This window comes from Brachybacterium equifaecis, assembly GCF_023509525.1.
Lineage (GTDB): Bacteria > Actinomycetota > Actinomycetes > Actinomycetales > Dermabacteraceae > Brachybacterium > Brachybacterium equifaecis.
In genome coordinates this window covers 314,951-331,331 of sequence record NZ_JAKNCJ010000001.1, presented here as the reverse complement: position 1 = coordinate 331,331, position 16,381 = coordinate 314,951, and the positions used below count along the sequence as shown (strand labels likewise).

Here is a 16,381-nt window from a genome sequence, read left to right as displayed (position 1 = left end):
ATGCACGAGGCCGTCCGGGAGGATCTCGAGCAGAGGATGGAGCGGATCCTCGCGGCTCCTGCGCGCACCATCAGCGCGCAGGAGGTCGCGAGGGACCGTGCCGTGGTGAGCGAGTGCCGCTACCTCATGCGTCTGCTGTCGACCAGGCGCCGCAGCGAGGGCGAGATGCGCGAGCGCCTGCGCGAGCGCGAGGTCCCCGCGGAGGTCGCGCACGAGGTGATGGCGCGCATCGGCCGGGCGGGCCTCATCGACGATGCGGCCTTCGCCGCCGAATGGGTCGCGCAGCGGCAGTCGCTGCGCGGCCTCTCCCACGAAGCGCTCCGGCTCGAGCTGCGCACGAGGGGAGTGGACGCGGAGACCATCGCCGCGGCGATCGGGGAGCACGGCTCCGACGAGGAGGAGCTCTGCCGGGAGCTGGCGCGCGAGCGCCTGCGGCGGGAGGGCGCTGCCCTGGAGCACGCCGACGGTCCGGCCCGGATCCGCATCTCGCGTCGCACGGAGGGGTTCCTGCGGCGGCGCGGGCATGACGGCGGGCTCGTGCGCCGGGTGGTGGCCTCGGAGATGCGGGCGGCGACCGGCCGCTGATCCGGCGCTGCGCGACAGGCGGCTCCGCCCGCCGGAGGCGCCGGCAGAACCACCAAAACCAGAGGGCCGGGAGCACAAGCACCGGAGGACCGGGACCATAGGATGAGGGCGCCATGACGATCTCCGCACACGCCCCCGCGCCCGGCCCCAGCTCCGCCGCAGCTGCACCCCCGCCTGCACCAGAGTCCAGCGCGCAGGAGCGGGGCACCTACCAGGTGCGCACGTTCGGCTGCCAGATGAACGTGCACGACTCCGAGCGTCTCACCGGGATGCTCGAGGACGCCGGGTACGCCCCGGCGCCCGCCGAGGCAGACCCGCGCCGAGGCGAGGTGGACGTGGTCGTCTTCAACACCTGCGCTGTGCGGGAGAACGCCGACAAGAAGCTCTACGGCACCCTCGGATCCCTGCGCGCCGGGAAGAGCGCGAACCCCGGGATGCAGATCGCCGTGGGCGGCTGCCTCGCGCAGAAGGACCGCTCCGCGATCGTGGATCGCGCCCCCTGGGTCGATGTCGTCTTCGGCACGCACAACATCGGATCCCTCCCTGTGCTGCTGGAGCGCTCCCGGCACAACGCCGAGGCGCAGGTCGAGATCCTCGAGAGCCTCGAGGTCTTCCCCTCCACGCTCCCCACGCGTCGCGAGTCGGTGTACGCGGCCTGGGTCTCGATCAGCGTCGGGTGCAACAACACCTGCACCTTCTGCATCGTCCCCTCCCTGCGCGGCGTCGAGAAGGACCGCCGCCCCGGCGACGTCCTCGCCGAGATCCGCGGCGTCGTCGAGGCCGGGGCGATCGAGGTGACGCTCCTGGGCCAGAACGTGAACTCCTACGGCGTCGAGTTCGGCGATCGCGGCGCGTTCGCGAAGCTCCTGCGGGCCTGCGGGGAGATCGAGGGTCTCGAGCGGGTGCGCTTCACCTCCCCGCACCCCGCGATGTTCACCGATGACGTGATCGACGCGATGGCGCAGACCCCCAACGTCATGCCCACCCTCCACATGCCGCTGCAGTCCGGCTCCGACGCCGTGCTGCGGCGCATGCGACGCTCCTACCGCTCCGCGAAGTTCCTCGGGATCCTCGACCGCGTGCGCGCGCAGATCCCCGACGCCGCGATCTCCACCGACATCATCGTCGGGTTCCCGGGCGAGACGGAGGAGGACTTCCAGCGCACCCTCGAGGTCGTCGAGGCCTCCCGCTTCGCGAGCGCCTTCACCTTCCAGTACTCCATCCGCCCGGGCACGCCGGCCGCGACCATGGAGGATCAGCTCCCCAAGGAGGTCGTGCAGGAGCGGTACGAGCGGCTCACCGCCCTGCAGGACCGGATCACCTTCGAGGGGAACGCGGCGCGCGTCGGCCGCGAGGTCGAAGTGCTCATCGCCGAGGGGGAGGGCACGCGCGACGCGCTCACCCACCGCATCTCGGGCCGCAGCGCCGACAACCGTCTCGTGCACCTCTCCCTGCAGCCGGGACTGCCGGTCGCGCAGCGCCCTCGCCCCGGTGACATCGTCGCCACCACGATCACGCGCGCCGCGCCCTTCTATCTGATCGCCGATGCGGCGCTCGCCCCGGCTGCCGCAGGGGTGCCCTGGGATGCGCTGGGCCCCGAGGTCTTCGCCGTGCGCCGGACCGCGTCAGGGGATGCGTGGGAGGCAGGCCGCGGGGTGGTCGAGCCGGGCGCTGCAGGGGAGTCCGCGGGAGCGTGCGGGACGGGCGGCGCCTGCGGCACGGCCGGCCCTGCGCCTGCGGGACCCGTCGTGCTGGGCCTGCCGGAGATCCGTCGGCGCTGAGCAGGCCGGTCCCCGCGGTCGCATAGGGGGCCTCAGGCGTCGAGATCCTCGATCTCGGGCCCGAGCTGGTCCTCCAGCTCGTGGAAGAAGGCGATCACGGTCCGCAGCCCGCACTCGATAGCGCGGTCGATCTGCTGATCCGTGCCCCCGCCGTAGAAGTCATGTGTGACCTCGCCGTACAGGCCCAGCATCCCCTCGTTCTCGCGGCGCACGTAGACCTTCGGCCACACGCGGCCCATGTTCCAGTCGTTGCACAGGCGGAGCATCTCGTGCTTGCGCGAGACGTCCACCGAGTGGTTCCACCGCCCGCGGATCTGCAGCACGGGGCGGTTGACGCTGGCCAGCATGAACTGGAAGCGGTAGTCGTCGAAGCGGGCGCGCAGCACCTCGGGATGCTCGGCGTCCTCCACGAAGGCGTAGCCGTGCTGGGAGAGCGCGCTCTCGATCCGCTCGATGCTGATGGGGGTCACGCCGTCCGCCGCCGGGAGGGCGGAGGAGGCCTGGGGCTGTGTCACGTCGAACCTCGGCGTCGCTGTAGAGAGAAGGGGCGCCCGCGCGCGGGATCTTCCCGGCGCGGATCGTTTCACCCTATCGCCCTTGCCTCGAACGTCCCGGACTCACTGCGCACCGAGCGGGGCGGTACCGTAGCGCCATGCCCGCGCACCCCCTCGAGCTCCTCGCCGTCGTCGGCGCCACGGCGACAGGGAAGTCCGATCTCGGCATCGATCTCGCCGAGCGCTTGGGCGGCGAGATCATCAACGCCGATGCGCTCCAGCTCTACCGGGGGATGGACATCGGCACCGCCAAGGTGACCCGCGCGGAGCGCGAGCGCGTGCCGCATCACCTCCTGGACGTCCTGGAGGTCACGCAGGAGGCGAGCGTCTCGGCGTACCAGGACCAGGCGCGCGCCGCGATCGCCGACATCCGCGCCCGCGGGCGCCTGCCCATCGTCGTGGGCGGGTCCGGTCTGTACGTGCGCGCGCTCCTGGACGACATCGCGTTCCCGCCGACCGATCCCGCGGTGCGCTCCCGCCTCGAGGCGCGCGCCCGCGCGATCGGCCCACGCGCCCTGCACCGCGAGCTGCAGGAGAGGGACCCGGAAGCCGCCGCGCAGATCAGCGAGGCCGACGAGCGCCGGATCGTGCGAGCGCTCGAGGTGGGGGAGATCACCGGGCGCTCGTTCCGGGCCTTCCTCCCGCAGCCCCGCTATCGCGTGGCCGGCACCGTGCAGCTGGGGCTCGAGCGCCCCCGCGAGGAGCTGCACGCCCGGATCCCGCAGCGCGTGGCCCGGATGGTCGAGGCGGGCCTCATCGACGAGGTGCGCGCCCTGCGGGCCGAGGGACTGGATCGCGGGGCCACTGCGCGGCGCGCGATCGGATACGAGCAGGCGCTCGCAGTGCTCGACGGCGAGATGACCTGCGAGCAGGCCCGGGAGGCGACCGTGGTCGGCACCCGCCGGCTCGTGCGCAAGCAGGACACCTGGTTCCGTCGGGACGCGCGCGTGCGCTGGATCCGCGCCGAGGATGATCCCTCGCTCACTCTCGCGGCCGCTCTGGGAGCGCTGGAGCACAGCGCGGGGGAGGGCGCCCCTAGGCTGGAGCGATGTCGAACCATCGCCGCGAGCAGTCCGAGGGCGACGCAGCCCCCCAGCGCTTCACCAAGGGGCACGGGACCCGCAACGACTTCGTGCTGATCCCGGATCCTGAGGGCCGTCTCGCCCTCGATGCCGATGCCGTCGCCGCGATCAGCGACCGCCGCGGCGGAATCGGCGCCGACGGCGTCATCCGCATCGTCCGCACCGCGGTCTCCGGCGTCGAGGTGCCGGGCACCGACGGCGCCGAGAGCCCGGGTGCCGAGGGCGTCGAGGGTGCCGACCCTGAGGGCGCCGCGCAGCCGGAGTGGCTCATGGACTACCGCAACGCCGACGGCTCGATCGCCGAGATGTGCGGCAACGGGGTGCGCGTCTTCGCGGCCTGCCTCGATCGCGCTGGGCTCGCCGGCTCCGGCGACTTCGTCATCGCCACGCGCGCCGGCGCCCGCCGCGTGGAGATCCTCGAGCGGCCCGCCGCGGCCGGGGATGCCTGGCAGGTCAGGGTCGGCATGGGCCCCGGCCGGCTCACCGAGCCCGAGCGCACCGTGACGATCACCGGCCGCACGCTGCCCGCCTGGGACGTCGACATGGGCAACCCCCATGCCGTCGCGCTCCTGCCGGACGACCTGGAGCTGGAGGACCTCGATCTCACCGTCCAGCCGGCCCTGGATCCGATGCCCGAGGGCGGGGCGAACATCGAGCTCGTCGCCCGCCGAGGCGAGCGCCACGTCGCCATGCGGGTGTTCGAGCGCGGAGTGGGGGAGACGCAGTCCTGCGGCACCGGGGCGGCCGCCGTCGGCCTCGCCGCCGCGCACTGGGCCGGTGACGACAGCGGCCAGGAGTGGCGCGTGGACGTCCCCGGCGGCAGCCTCGTGATCGGATTCCGCGAGAGCGAGATGACTCTCGCCGGCCCCGCCGTCATCGTCGCGGACGGCTCGCTGGCGATCTGAGCCCTGCTCCCGTCGGCCCTGCGGCTGCCGCCGGGCGTCGGACCGCGGCTCAGGAGCCGGTCGGGCCGACCTCGAGGATCCGGAAGCCCTTCGCGCTCGCGGCCTTGCGCACGCTGCGGTCCGGGAGCTGGCCGTCGAGCCACGCCCCGAGCGGGTCGGCGCCGAGGTTCTTCCCGACCACGAGCGCCGCGGTCCCCTCGTCCGTCAGTCGGGCGCACCAGTGCAGCAGGAGCGCATGCAGCGCCTCCTTGCCGATGCGGATCGGGGGGTTGGACCAGATGGCGTCGAAGCGCAGATCCTCGGGGACCTCCTCCGGGGTCGCCACGTGCACCTCCACCCCCAGCAGCTCCGCGTTCTCGCGCGTGAGCGCTCGGGCGCGCTCGGAGACGTCCACCGCCCAGACCTCGGCGTCCGGGTGCTCGAGCGCGGCGGTCAGGGCGATCGGGCCCCAGCCGCACCCGAGGTCGAGGATGCGCGGGCGCGGGGGGAGCTCCGTGAGCTCGTCGAAGCGCGCGAGCAGCACCGCGGTCGCCTTGTCGAGGCGGTCGCCGCTGAACACGGAGCGCGAGGTGACCAGGCTCCGCGCAGCGCCAGCGAGCTGCACCGTCAGCGGCCGCCGGGAGTCCTCGGTGGCGGTGGTGGGGGAGAAGTAGTGCTCAGACACCCCGCAAGACTACGCAGGGTCGCGCCGGGGTCCGCTACGCCCAGTGCGTAAAGGCCTCGACCGCTGGCCGCCCGCGTGGGATCCTGGAGCACGCCCCGCAACCACCACAGGAAGAGGCCCCGCCCGTGCCGATCGCTTTCCATCCGGACTCCAGCTCCGCCGACGACGCCGTCGACCCCCAGGACGCCCCCGGATCCGGCCAGGACGCGACGCAGGCAGGCGCTGCGCCTGACGCTGCGGCGCCCTCGGGCTCCGCCCCGGAGAGCTCCGCCGACGCCCTGACCCGGCGCATCCTCGCTCGCGGGGACGCCTCCGTCTCCGCGATCACGTACACCTCGGACGCCGACGGCGAGCAGATGGACCTCGCGGATCGCCATGCGCTGCGCCGAGTGGCTGGACTGCGCACCGACATCGAGGACGTCACCGAGGTCGAGTACCGCCAGCTCCGCCTGGAGCGCGTGGTCCTCGCCGGTCTGTTCACCACCGGCAACGTGGAGGATGCCGAGAACAGCATGCGCGAGCTCGCGGCCCTCGCGGAGACCGCCGGCTCCGAGGTGCTCGACGGCGTCATGCAGCGCCGTGCGCACCCCGATCCCGCCACCTTCCTCGGGAAGGGAAAGGCCCAGGAGCTCGCTGCGCTGGTCGCTGAGACCGGTGCCGATACGGTGATCGCCGACGGCGAGCTCGCCCCCTCCCAGCGCCGCGCGCTCGAGGACATCGTCAAGGTGAAGGTCGTGGACCGCACCGCGCTGATCCTCGACATCTTCGCCCAGCACGCCCAGTCCCGCGAGGGCAAGGCGCAGGTCGAGCTCGCGCAGCTCGAGTACCTGCTTCCCAGGCTCCGCGGCTGGGGCGAGTCGATGTCGCGGCAGGCGGGCGGCCAGGCCGCCGGAGGCCAGGGCATGGGCTCGCGCGGCCCCGGCGAGACGAAGATCGAGCTGGACCGTCGGCGCATCCGTACGCGCATGGCGAAGCTGCGCCGCGAGATCAAGGAGATGGCGCCGAGCCGCGAGGCCAAGCGCGCCGACCGCAAGCGCCGCGAAGTGCCCGCCGTGGCGATCGCCGGCTACACCAACGCCGGCAAGTCCTCTCTCCTGAACCGCCTCACGGGCGCCGGCGTGCTGGTGGAGAACGCGCTGTTCGCGACGCTGGATCCGACGGTGCGCCGCGCGCAGACCCCCGACGGCCGCGACTTCACCTTCGCCGACACCGTCGGCTTCGTGCGCTCTCTGCCCACGGAGCTGGTCGAGGCGTTCCGCTCGACGCTCGAGGAGGTGGCCGACGCCGATCTCCTGCTGCACGTGGTCGACGCCTCGCACCCGGATCCCGAGGGCCAGATCCGCGCCGTGCGCGCGGTCCTCGCGGACATCGAGGGCTTCGACGTGCCCGAGATCGTCGTGCTCAACAAGGCCGATCTCGCCGCTCCGGAGACCATCGCCCGGCTGCGCAGCCAGGTCGGGGACAGCGCGGTCGTCTCCGCGCACACGGGCGAGGGGATCGAGGAGCTGCGCGAGCTGATCTCCCAGCGCCTCCCGCAGCCGGCCGTGGAGATCGACGTGCTGGTGCCGTACACCCGAGGGGATCTCATCTCCCGCGCGCACACCACCGGCGAGGTCCTCTCGGAGGAGCATCTCGCGGAGGGGACGCGCCTGCACGCTCGCGTCGACGAGGCGCTCGCCTCGGAGATCTCCGAGGCCGTTCGAGCGGCCTGAGCCCGGGATCACCCCGTGTGCCCGCCGCGCCTTCGAGGCGCGGCGGGCCGTGCTCATTACAGTGATCCGATGCCCACCGCGACCCCTTCCGGCTCCTCCCGGATCGCCGATCTCGATGTCATGTTGGCCGCCGCCGTGGGCGCCGTCGGCGGGGCGCCGCGCGAGGGCCAGGACCAGATGGCCAGCGCTGTGGATCTCGCCCTCGAGGGCCGACGCCATCTGCTCGTGCAGGCGGGGACCGGCACCGGCAAGTCCCTCGCCTACCTGGTCCCGGCGCTGCGCCAGGCCATGCGCAGCGGCCGGCCCGTGGTCATCTCCACCGCCACGATCGCCCTGCAGTCCCAGATCGTGCGCAAGGACCTGCCGCGGATCGTGGAGGCGGTCGCCCCGCATCTGCCGCGCACCCCGTCCTTCGCCCTGCTGAAGGGCCGCGGGAACTACGCGTGCCTGCACAAGCTCGACGGCGGTTACCCCCTCGATCTCGATCCCGGTGCGCTGTTCTCCCAGGTCAGCGTCGATCCTTCGCGCAGCGAGACGGAGCGGCTGGGGGAGCAGGTGGTGCGCCTGCGCGAATGGGCCGAGCACACCGACACCGGCGACCGCGACGACCTCGACGAGCCCGTCTCCGATCGGGCCTGGCGCCAGGTCTCGGTCTCGGGCTCGCACTGCATCGGCTCCTCCTGCCCGCTGGTCGAGCAGTGCTTCGCCGAGCGCAGCCGCGCCGCCGCTCGCGAGGTGGACGTCGTGGTCACGAACCACGCGCTGCTCGCGATCGACACGTTCGACGGGCACGGCATCATCCCCGAGCACGACGCCGTCATCTTCGATGAGGCCCACGAGCTCACCGCTCGCGTGACGGGAGCGGTGACCGAGGTCCTCTCCCCGACCATGGTCCGCTCCGTGGTGCGCGAGCTGCGGGGGATGGGCATGGGCGCGACCGCCCTCGACGACGCCGGGGAGTCCCTCGGGACCGCGCTCGCCGAGATGCCCGACGGCCGCGTGCTCGGAGCCCTCCCGGGGGCGATGTCCGACGCGCTGCAGGTCCTGCACACGCAGGCGCGAGAGGCCCACAGCGAGGCGAAGGACGCAGGCGGGGACGCCCCCGGCATGGCAGGGGCCCGCAAGACCGCGCGCGCGGACCTCCAGGCGATCATCGACGTCTGCGAGCGCCTGCGCGAGCCCGACGAGGACGACGTCGTCTCGGTGTCCCACTCGCAGCAGACGGGCCGCTCCCACCTCCAGGTCGCGCCGCTGAGCGTCGCCGGCGCCATGCGCGGCAAGATCCTGGAGGACCGCACAGCCATCCTCACCTCCGCCACGCTCGCGCTCGGCGGCCGCTTCGAGCAGCCCGCCGGCTCCATCGGCCTCGCCGCTCGCAACCGGATGGACGTGGACGAGGTGCCGCCACTCGAGAACCGCGACGCGTGGGCGGGTCTCGACGTCGGCAGCCCCTTCGACTACCGCCGCCAGGGCATCCTCTACGTCGCCCAGCACCTGCCGCAGCCGGGCCGCGAGGGCCCCGCCCTCGCGATGCTCGACCACCTCACGGAGCTGCTGGAGGCGTCCGACGGCGGCGCGCTGTGCCTGTTCTCCTCGCGCCGGGGCGCGGAGCTGGCCGCTGAGCACGTGCGCGCGCGCACCGACCTTCCCCTTGGCCTCCAGGGCGAGGACTCCCTGCCGCGACTGGTCGAGCAGTTCCGCGCCGACGATCGGGCGAGCCTGTTCGGGACGATCGGGCTGTGGCAGGGCGTGGACGTGCAGGGACGGACCTGCCGCCTGGTCACCATCGACCGCCTGCCGTTCCCCCGGCCCGACGATCCGCTGGTCGCGGCCCGCTCGGAGCGCGTGGACGCGCGCGGGGGGAGCGGGTTCATGTCCGTCTCGGTGCAGCACGCGAGCCTGCTGCTCGCGCAGGGCGCCGGGCGCCTCATCCGCTCCCATGGCGACCGGGGCATGGTGGCGATCCTGGACCCGCGCCTGCGCACCAAGCGCTACGGCCAGGTGCTGCTCAGCGCGATGCCGCCGCTGTGGCCGACGAACGACCCCGCCGTCGCCCTCGGCGCGCTGAAGCGGCTCTCCCGGCCCGCCTGACCGGCGCGGGCCCGATCGGCGCGGGCGGGCAGGCTCAGACGGCCCGCAGCACTGCCACGACCTTGCCGAGGATCTCGGCGTGGTCGCCGAGGATCGGAGCGAAGGCGGGGTTGTGCGGCATGAGCCACACATGGCCGTCGCGCTGGGCGAACGTCTTCACGGTGGCTTCGCCCTCGATCATGGCGGCGACGATCTCGCCCTTCTGCGCCACGGGCTGGCTGCGCACGACCACCCAGTCCCCGTCGCAGATGGCGGCGTCGACCATGGAGTCGCCGACGACCTGCAGCAGGAACAGCTCCCCGTCGCCGACGAGCTGCTGGGGGAGGGTGAAGACGTCCTCGACCTGCTCCTGGGCGGTGATGGGCACGCCTGCGGCGATCCTGCCCACCAGGGGCACGTTCACCGAGGCCGCCGGCGCCTGCAGATCCTCCTGCGCGCCCGGATCGCCCGCCTCATCGGGCAGGACGACCTCCATCGCGCGAGGCCGGTTGGGGTCGCGCCGCAGGAAGCCCTTGCGCTCGAGCGCTTGGAGCTGATGGGAGACCGAGGAGGGGGAGGTGAGGCCGACGGCATCGCCGATCTCGCGCATGGTGGGCGGGTAGCCGTGGCGAGCGATGGCCGCGGTGATCGTCTCGAGGATGCGCTGCTGGCGCGGGGTGAGCCCGTCGGCGTGCGCATCGTCCGTGTGCTCGGGCGTGCTGCTGGGGGTCATCTCGGCCCTCTTCCCTCTCGAATGTCCCACCCCTGCGATGGAGTGCTCCTGTCGCCCACAGTAGGCGGCGCAGGAGCCGCAGCCAAACATCTGTTCGAAGAATCTGTTGCGTGTCGCGGTTCCAGGTCGTACAGTCGTACACGTATTCGATCGAACAGGAGTTCGGACATGAGCACCATCCTTCCCCTTCCCACGGCATCCGAGGCGCCCGCCCGCAAGGGTGTTCGACTGCAGCTGACCCAGCGCGGCCGTGCCGCGGCGATGGCGCTGGTCTTCATCGCCGGCGTCGTGGTCGCGCTGCTCGCCCTGCTGGTCCTCGACATCCCCAGTGCCTTCGCGGGGAGCGGCGAGCTCGAGAGCGTCACGGTCCGATCCGGCGACACGCTCTGGTCCTATGCCGAGCGGTTCGCGCCTGAGGGCTCCGATCCGCAGTACTTCATCCGCGAGACCGTGCGGATCAACGATCTGAGCACCGCGCGCATCACCGACGGCCAGGAGATCCTCCTTCCCGCCGGCTCCGCCCTCGATTCCTGACCTCCCTCCCTCAGGCGGGCGCGAGGGGGCGTCGAGGAGCGCGGCCAGTACGATGGGGCGGTGCACTGTCCTTTCTGCCGCAACCCCGATTCCCGCGTGGTCGACTCCCGCACCGCTGATGACGGTGCCTCGATCAGGCGCCGTCGGCAGTGCCCGCAGTGCTCGCGCCGCTTCTCCACGATGGAGTCCGCAGCGCTCGCGGTGGTCAAGCGCTCCGGCGCCAGCGAGCCGTTCAGCCGCTCGAAGGTGATCTCCGGTGTGCGCAAGGCATGCCAGGGGCGCCCCGTGAGCGATGACGAGCTGGCCCTGCTCGCCCAGAAGGTCGAGGAGGCGGTGCGGCTGAGCGGCCAGGCCGAGATCGACGCGCATGACGTCGGCCTCGCGATCCTGCAGCCGCTGAAGGAGCTGGATCTGGTGGCGTACCTGCGCTTCGCGAGCGTGTACCGCTCGTTCGAATCCCTCGAGGATTTCGATGCCGCCATCGAGGAGCTGCGGGCGCAGTCGGCGGGCTCCGACGCGGAGCGCTCCTCCTGATTCCTGCGCGGTGCGCAGCACCCTGATCGTGCCCCTAGAATGGTCCCGTTGCGGTCTTCGGACCGCACGCGAGCCGGTGGTCGTGGAGGGGAAGCCACGACCGCCGGCTCTTCTCATGCCCGGCTGCGCCTCTCATGCCTGCGGCGCCTCGCATGGCCGCCGGCCCCTCTCATGGCGCAGCCGCATCCCCAGGCTCGTGGGCGGGCCCGCGTGTCAGAACCCGGGGGGCAGATCCCGCGCGCTGACCACGTCCAGTCGCTGCGTGGACCGGGTCATGGCGACGTAGAGGTCGCCCGCGCTTCGGTCCCCTCCATCCGCGATGGCGGCCGGTTCCACGAGCACCACGCCGTCGAACTCGAGCCCCTTGGCGTCCTGGGCGGTCATCACGGCGACGCGCTCGTCGATGCCGGAGCTGCCCACGCCGATGCGTCCGAGCGCCTCCACCGCGCCCAGCGCGGCCGCGAGCTCCTCGAGGAGCGCCCCGGGCGCGATGACGGCGAGGCGGCCGAGCGCCAGCTCGTCGAGCTCGCGGACCGCATCGACGGCGCGGGGGACGAGTGTGCTCTCCGCGCCGGCAGCGATCCGCACGTCCCAGTCGCCTTCGCGCACCGAGGTGACCTCAGTGACCGGTAGCGCCATCGCCTCGGCGACCGCCTGAGCCCGCTCCATGATGCGGCGCGGCGTGCGGTAGTTGACGCTGAGGTGCTCGACCAGGAGGCGGTCCTCGACGTGCGGCTCGAGCATCTCGTGCCAGGAGGACGCGCCTGCAGCGGACGACGTCTGCGCGACATCTCCCACGACGGTGAAGGACTTGGTCGGGCAGCGCCGCATCAGGCAGCGCCACATCATCGCCGAGTGCTCCTGGGCCTCATCGACCACGACGTGCCCGTAGGTCCAGGTGCGATCGGTGACGGCGCGGTCGGCGAGGCTGCGCCCGTCGCGCAGCCGGCCCATCTGGTCGGCGAGGTCCTCGGCGCGCACCATCCCCGATTCGTCGAAGCTCTCGATGACCTCTCGCGCATAGGCGATATCGCTCTCGCGACGACGACCCTGGCGCTCCGCCTCGGCGCGCTGGACGGCGTCGTCCTCGCCCAGGAGCTCGGCGACCTCGTCCAGCAGCGGGATGTCCTCGATGGTCCAGGGGGCGTCCTTCTCCCGCACGAGCCGGTGGAGCTCGGTGCGCGAGAGGGATCGGGGCGCGGCGCGCTGCAGGCGCTCGGGCCTGCTGAGGAGGATCCGCAGGAACGAGTCGGGCGTGTACGGCATCCATGCGAGGTTCAGGGCCCGGCGCACGCCGGGGTCGGAGCGAAGGTCCTCGAGATACCCGGCGCGGTCCTCGGGGACGACGGTCACGCCCTCGCTGCGCAGGGCCTGCTCGTACTGCAGCACCAGCCCTGCGAGCGCGGCGCGTACGAACACGGCCCGCGCGAGGTTGTGCGGCTTGTGCGAGGCGCGCGCCTCCTTGCGGGCGCCGGCCAGCAGGGAGCGGGAGAGGGTGACGGGCGTGCCGTCGATGAGCAGGCGCTGATCCTCGTCGGGCACGATCTGGCGCTGCTTCACGGCGCGCGCGAGCAGCTCGGCCATCCGGGCGTCCCCCTTGAGGCGGGCCACGGGCGGGGTGTCATGGCGCTGCGCCGAGATGCCGGGGTAGAGGTCCCCGGGGGTCAGCATGACCACCCCGGACTCGCCGAGGCTCGGCAGGACTCTCTCGATGTAGCGCAGGAACCCGATCGTGGGGGCGACGATGAGGACGCCCGAGTGCTCAAGGCGCTGACGGTGCGTGTACAGGAGGTACGCGGCGCGATGCAGGGCGACCGCCGTCTTGCCGGTGCCCGGTCCGCCCTGGACGACCATGACCCCGCGGTGATCGGAGCGGATGATGCGGTCCTGCTCGGCCTGGATGGTCGCCACGATGTCGCCCATGCGGCCGGTGCGCTGCGAGCTGACCGCTGCGAGGAGCGCACCCTCGCCCTGGAGCACGACGTCGGCCTCCGCGCCGTCCGCGAGGAGGGTGGGGTCCAGGACATCGTCCTCGAGGGCGACGATTTCCCGGCCCCGGCCGATCAGGTGGCGACGCAGCCGCACGCCCTTCCGATTGACGCTGGTGGCCTGGTAGTAGGCGGCGGCCGCGGGGGCGCGCCAGTCCACCAGGAGCTGCTCGCGCTGAGCGGTGAACAGCCCGATCCGGCCGATGTAGTGGCGCTCGGCGGCGTCCGTGTCGAGGCGGCCGAACACGACCGCCTGGCTCACCGATCGCAGCAGAGCGAGACGGTCCTCGTACATCGCCATGAACGCATCGCGCTCGGACCGGTTCTGGTGCGTGGCGGCATGCTGGGATGCCTGCACCTGGTCGAGGCTCTTCTCGATCTGCGCGATCAGCTCATCGACCCGGCGGTAGAGGAGGTCGGCGTAGCTCTGCTCGCGCTCGAGCTCCCGCTCCAGGAGGATCTCCTCGGGCCTCGTCGGCCGGGCTTCCATCGGTTCCAACCTGATGCCCTCCTCGGGTGCGCACGGGATCGGGAGGCGTCGGGGATGCTCCTGACCGCCGGGGCGCGGTGACATGGCGATCCATTATGGTGGACGGGCACGAGCACGGGAAAACGCCCTGCTCCGGGCGCTCGCCCACGGACCGAGGAGGAGCAGTGCGAGATCCTCGCGATCTGTACGCGTTCGAATCGGCGGATGTGATCGCCTCGGTCCCGCGCCGCTCGCTGGTGCTGGTGCACGGACTTCCCGGGCTCGTGGATGCGGGCAGCGCCTGCCGTATCGCCTCGACCTATCTGCGCGACTCCCTGCGTCACGTGCGCCTGGTGACGTTCGATGCGGACGAGCTCCTCGACTACCGCGGCTCGCGGCCGCAGGCGGTCTTCGACGGCGGCGCCTACACCTCGGTGGACATGCCGGACATGGCGCTCTACCTCATGTACGACGATGCCGACCGCCCCTTCCTCTACCTGGATGGGTTGGAGCCGGATCTGCAGTGGCGCCGCCTCGCGCAGGCGCTGATCGATCTCGTCGAGTTCTTCGAGGTGGAGCAGGTGATCGGCATGAGCGCGATCCCGATGGCCGTGCCGCACACGCGCGCCATCGAGCTGATCGCCCATGCGAATCCCGCCGCGGACGTCCCGCCGGTGGGGGAGAGCCCCGGCGAGATCATCGTGCCCGCGTCATTCGGTGCGCTGCTGGAGCATGAGCTGGGCCGGGCGGGGCACCCCGCCCGCGGATTCGCGGCTCAGATCCCGCACTACCTCACCCGCACGGAATTCCCGGCGGGCGCGCTCGCGCTGCTGCGGCGCGTCAGCGATGCCTCAGGACTCGAGCTGCCGCTCGTGGATCTGGGCGACCTCGCCGAGGCCGCTGGTGCGGCGCTGGAGAGCACCCTGGCCGACAACGGCGATGTGCAGAGCATCGTCACTGCCCTCGAGGAGCAGCGCGACGCGCAGCAGGCCGAGGGACAAGGCGTCTTCCCGACGACCATGGATCTGCCGACGGGTGATGAGATCGCCGACCACTTCGAGCGGTTCCTGGCGGGCGAGGGCGGCGAGGAGCACGGGCACCCGAGCTCCGACGAGGGCCCGGGCTCGCCGAGCGGCGATGGTCCGCAGACGGGCGGCCCGGGGGACGCGCGACCCCGCGGCGAAACGGACTGAGCGCCCCCGCACGTGCTGGGCGGCGGGTCTGCGGGCCGCCGATGCGACTTCACCACCTTTGCATGTGAACTTCGTCACGCAATGCTGTCACCTGGACCCCTCGAGTACCCCCGGGCCGCGGGTTTCCATGAGATATTGGATGTGTTGCAGTGATGCGGGTTCGCCCGGCACCCGCTCCGCGCCGCGAGGCGCAGAACCGGACCTGTCGGAAGTCCCGTCCCCGCGGGGAAGTACGTCACGCGGCACGCCGGGCGAAGTGTCCGGCGACTGACGACACAGAAGGTGAAGAAAATGGCGCAGGGAACTGTGAAGTGGTTCAACTCGGAGAAGGGCTACGGCTTCATCGAGATCGATGGCGGCGGCGCTGACGTCTTCGTCCACCACTCCAAGATCGACATGGACGGCTACCGCGCTCTCGACGAGGGTCAGCGCGTCGAGCTCGACATCACGCAGGGCGACAAGGGTCCCCAGGCTGAGAACGTCCGCGCTCTCTGAGCGGACTCTCCACTACTTGGTGAGAGCGGGCAGGGCACTTCGGTGCCCTGCCCGCTCTTCCGCGTCCGGAGCCCGTCTCCAGGGCCCCTGTGGGCGCGCGCCGCAGGGCGCTGGGCTCAGGAGTCGCTCGCGATGCGGCCGGCTGCGCGCAGGGCGCGGATTCTGTCCCCGCCCGCGAGCCGCACGGAGACCGGGTCCGACCGCAGTGCGCGATCCAGCTGCGCGGGCAGCGGGCTCTGCGAGGCCAGGATCACGCAGTTCCCCCGACGCTTCCCGCTGAGGTGCGCAGGCTCGGCGATCGCCTCGACGTGCGCGAAGCTCTCGCTCAGCGTCGCGATCTCATCGGCGAGGATCCGCGTTCCCGGAGGCGCGGCGCTGTTGGCGAGGTAGAGCCCGCCAGGGGCGAGTACGCGCGCGGCATGCCGCGCAGCCTCGGCGCCGGTGAGCGAGGGCGGGGTGACGCTGCCGGCGAAGACGTCCCGCACGAGCACATCGAAGCGGCCCTCGCGCCACTGGGCGAGAGCCTCGGCCGCGTCGCCCGTGCGCACCCGCAGCTGCGGGGAGCGGGGGAGATCGAACCACTCGCGCACGCTCTCGGCGAGGATGCCGTCCAGCTCGATGACGATCTGGCGGGAGCGGGGCCACTCGGCGGCGACGGCCCGGGGCAGCGAGCAGCCCGCGCCTCCCAGGTGGGCGACCTGCAGGGCCTGCGCGCGCTCCGGCTGCTCCTGGAGCCACAGCCGGATGCTCAGCTGCATCCAGCGCATGTACTCGAACACGAGGTGCGCCGGATCCGGGTCCAGGTGCGAGGACGGCACGCCGTTCACCAGCAGGAGGACGGATCCGTCGCTCTCCACCTCCAGCTGCGCGGTGCCCGTGGAGATGGGGATCGGCTCGCCCACCGGTCCGAGCCGGGGGAAGGGAGCGGTGCGCTGTCGCCCGCGGCCGCGTGAGGTCATCGCTCCACTCTAGAGGGGATCAGGAGAGGCGATGCGGTCGCGCTCTGGGGCGGCTGTCCCCAGTGACGGAGCCCGCGGCGGGAGCGGCGTCCTCCACATCCTCGCTCGTCGGCTCTCGAATGT

Annotated in this window: 15 protein-coding genes; 10 read left to right on the top strand and 5 right to left on the bottom strand. The window is 72.3% G+C overall.

Going from position 1 to position 16,381, the window contains the following annotated elements:
- Both Bequi_RS01490 and miaB read left to right on the top strand, forming a co-directional pair.
- Positions 1-585 carry a regulatory protein RecX gene (locus tag Bequi_RS01490; protein ID WP_249736232.1) on the top strand — a complete coding sequence of 195 codons (585 nt, stop codon included), beginning with the start codon at positions 1-3 and terminating at the stop codon, positions 583-585.
- 113 nt (positions 586-698) lie between these two features.
- Positions 699-2,366 (top strand): tRNA (N6-isopentenyl adenosine(37)-C2)-methylthiotransferase MiaB, encoded by a 1,668-nt coding sequence (miaB, locus tag Bequi_RS01485; protein WP_249736231.1) that lies wholly within the window; start codon positions 699-701, stop codon positions 2,364-2,366.
- A gap of 32 nt (positions 2,367-2,398) precedes the next feature.
- Here miaB and Bequi_RS01480 read toward each other — a convergent pair whose 3' ends face one another.
- A complete protein-coding gene (locus Bequi_RS01480) occupies positions 2,399-2,881 on the bottom strand; it encodes a YbjN domain-containing protein (protein ID WP_249736230.1) in 483 nt (160 codons plus the stop codon).
- A 137-nt stretch (positions 2,882-3,018) separates the two neighbouring features.
- Here Bequi_RS01480 and miaA point away from each other — a divergent pair, with 137 nt between their 5' ends.
- Both miaA and dapF read left to right on the top strand, forming a co-directional pair.
- The gene (gene miaA / locus Bequi_RS01475; protein WP_249736229.1) at positions 3,019-4,059 is read left to right on the top strand and encodes a tRNA (adenosine(37)-N6)-dimethylallyltransferase MiaA; all 1,041 of its coding nucleotides are present in this window, start codon (positions 3,019-3,021) and stop codon (positions 4,057-4,059) included.
- Entirely contained in the window at positions 3,969-4,907 is a 939-nt protein-coding gene (gene dapF, locus Bequi_RS01470) for a diaminopimelate epimerase (protein WP_249736228.1), read from the top strand. Before miaA ends, dapF begins: the two co-directional genes overlap by 91 nt.
- A gap of 49 nt (positions 4,908-4,956) precedes the next feature.
- On the opposite strand, the gene Bequi_RS01465 is transcribed toward dapF, so the two are convergent.
- Positions 4,957-5,571 carry a class I SAM-dependent methyltransferase gene (locus tag Bequi_RS01465; protein WP_249736227.1) on the bottom strand — a complete coding sequence of 205 codons (615 nt, stop codon included), beginning with the start codon at positions 5,569-5,571 and terminating at the stop codon, positions 4,957-4,959.
- 125 nt (positions 5,572-5,696) lie between these two features.
- On the opposite strand from Bequi_RS01465, the gene hflX reads away from it, so the two are divergent.
- Together hflX and Bequi_RS01455 are read left to right on the top strand one after the other, a co-directional pair.
- On the top strand, positions 5,697-7,283 hold the full coding sequence (gene hflX, locus Bequi_RS01460; protein ID WP_249736226.1) for a GTPase HflX: 1,587 nt from the start codon (positions 5,697-5,699) through the stop codon (positions 7,281-7,283).
- A gap of 69 nt (positions 7,284-7,352) precedes the next feature.
- Entirely contained in the window at positions 7,353-9,374 is a 2,022-nt protein-coding gene (locus Bequi_RS01455; RefSeq protein WP_249736225.1) for an ATP-dependent DNA helicase, read from the top strand.
- Positions 9,375-9,408: 34 nt separating this feature from the next.
- Here the strand turns inward: Bequi_RS01455 and lexA are convergent, their stop codons facing one another.
- Complete coding sequence (gene lexA, locus Bequi_RS01450; protein ID WP_249736224.1) at positions 9,409-10,086, bottom strand: transcriptional repressor LexA; 678 nt, start codon at positions 10,084-10,086, stop codon at positions 9,409-9,411.
- Positions 10,087-10,254: 168 nt separating this feature from the next.
- On the opposite strand from lexA, the gene Bequi_RS01445 reads away from it, so the two are divergent.
- Together Bequi_RS01445 and nrdR are read left to right on the top strand one after the other, a co-directional pair.
- Entirely contained in the window at positions 10,255-10,620 is a 366-nt protein-coding gene (locus Bequi_RS01445) for a peptidoglycan-binding protein LysM (protein WP_249736223.1), read from the top strand.
- 60 nt (positions 10,621-10,680) lie between these two features.
- Positions 10,681-11,154 carry a transcriptional regulator NrdR gene (nrdR, locus tag Bequi_RS01440; RefSeq protein WP_249736222.1) on the top strand — a complete coding sequence of 158 codons (474 nt, stop codon included), beginning with the start codon at positions 10,681-10,683 and terminating at the stop codon, positions 11,152-11,154.
- A gap of 213 nt (positions 11,155-11,367) precedes the next feature.
- Here nrdR and Bequi_RS01435 read toward each other — a convergent pair whose 3' ends face one another.
- Positions 11,368-13,632 (bottom strand): HelD family protein, encoded by a 2,265-nt coding sequence (locus Bequi_RS01435; RefSeq protein ID WP_249736750.1) that lies wholly within the window; start codon positions 13,630-13,632, stop codon positions 11,368-11,370.
- Positions 13,633-13,796: 164 nt separating this feature from the next.
- Here Bequi_RS01435 and Bequi_RS01430 point away from each other — a divergent pair, with 164 nt between their 5' ends.
- Together Bequi_RS01430 and Bequi_RS01425 are read left to right on the top strand one after the other, a co-directional pair.
- Positions 13,797-14,804 carry a PAC2 family protein gene (locus Bequi_RS01430; protein ID WP_249736221.1) on the top strand — a complete coding sequence of 336 codons (1,008 nt, stop codon included), beginning with the start codon at positions 13,797-13,799 and terminating at the stop codon, positions 14,802-14,804.
- A gap of 291 nt (positions 14,805-15,095) precedes the next feature.
- Entirely contained in the window at positions 15,096-15,299 is a 204-nt protein-coding gene (locus Bequi_RS01425) for a cold-shock protein (RefSeq protein ID WP_249736220.1), read from the top strand.
- 116 nt (positions 15,300-15,415) lie between these two features.
- Here Bequi_RS01425 and Bequi_RS01420 read toward each other — a convergent pair whose 3' ends face one another.
- Entirely contained in the window at positions 15,416-16,258 is an 843-nt protein-coding gene (locus Bequi_RS01420) for a spermidine synthase (RefSeq protein WP_249736219.1), read from the bottom strand.
- Positions 16,259-16,381: the final 123 nt, after the last annotated feature.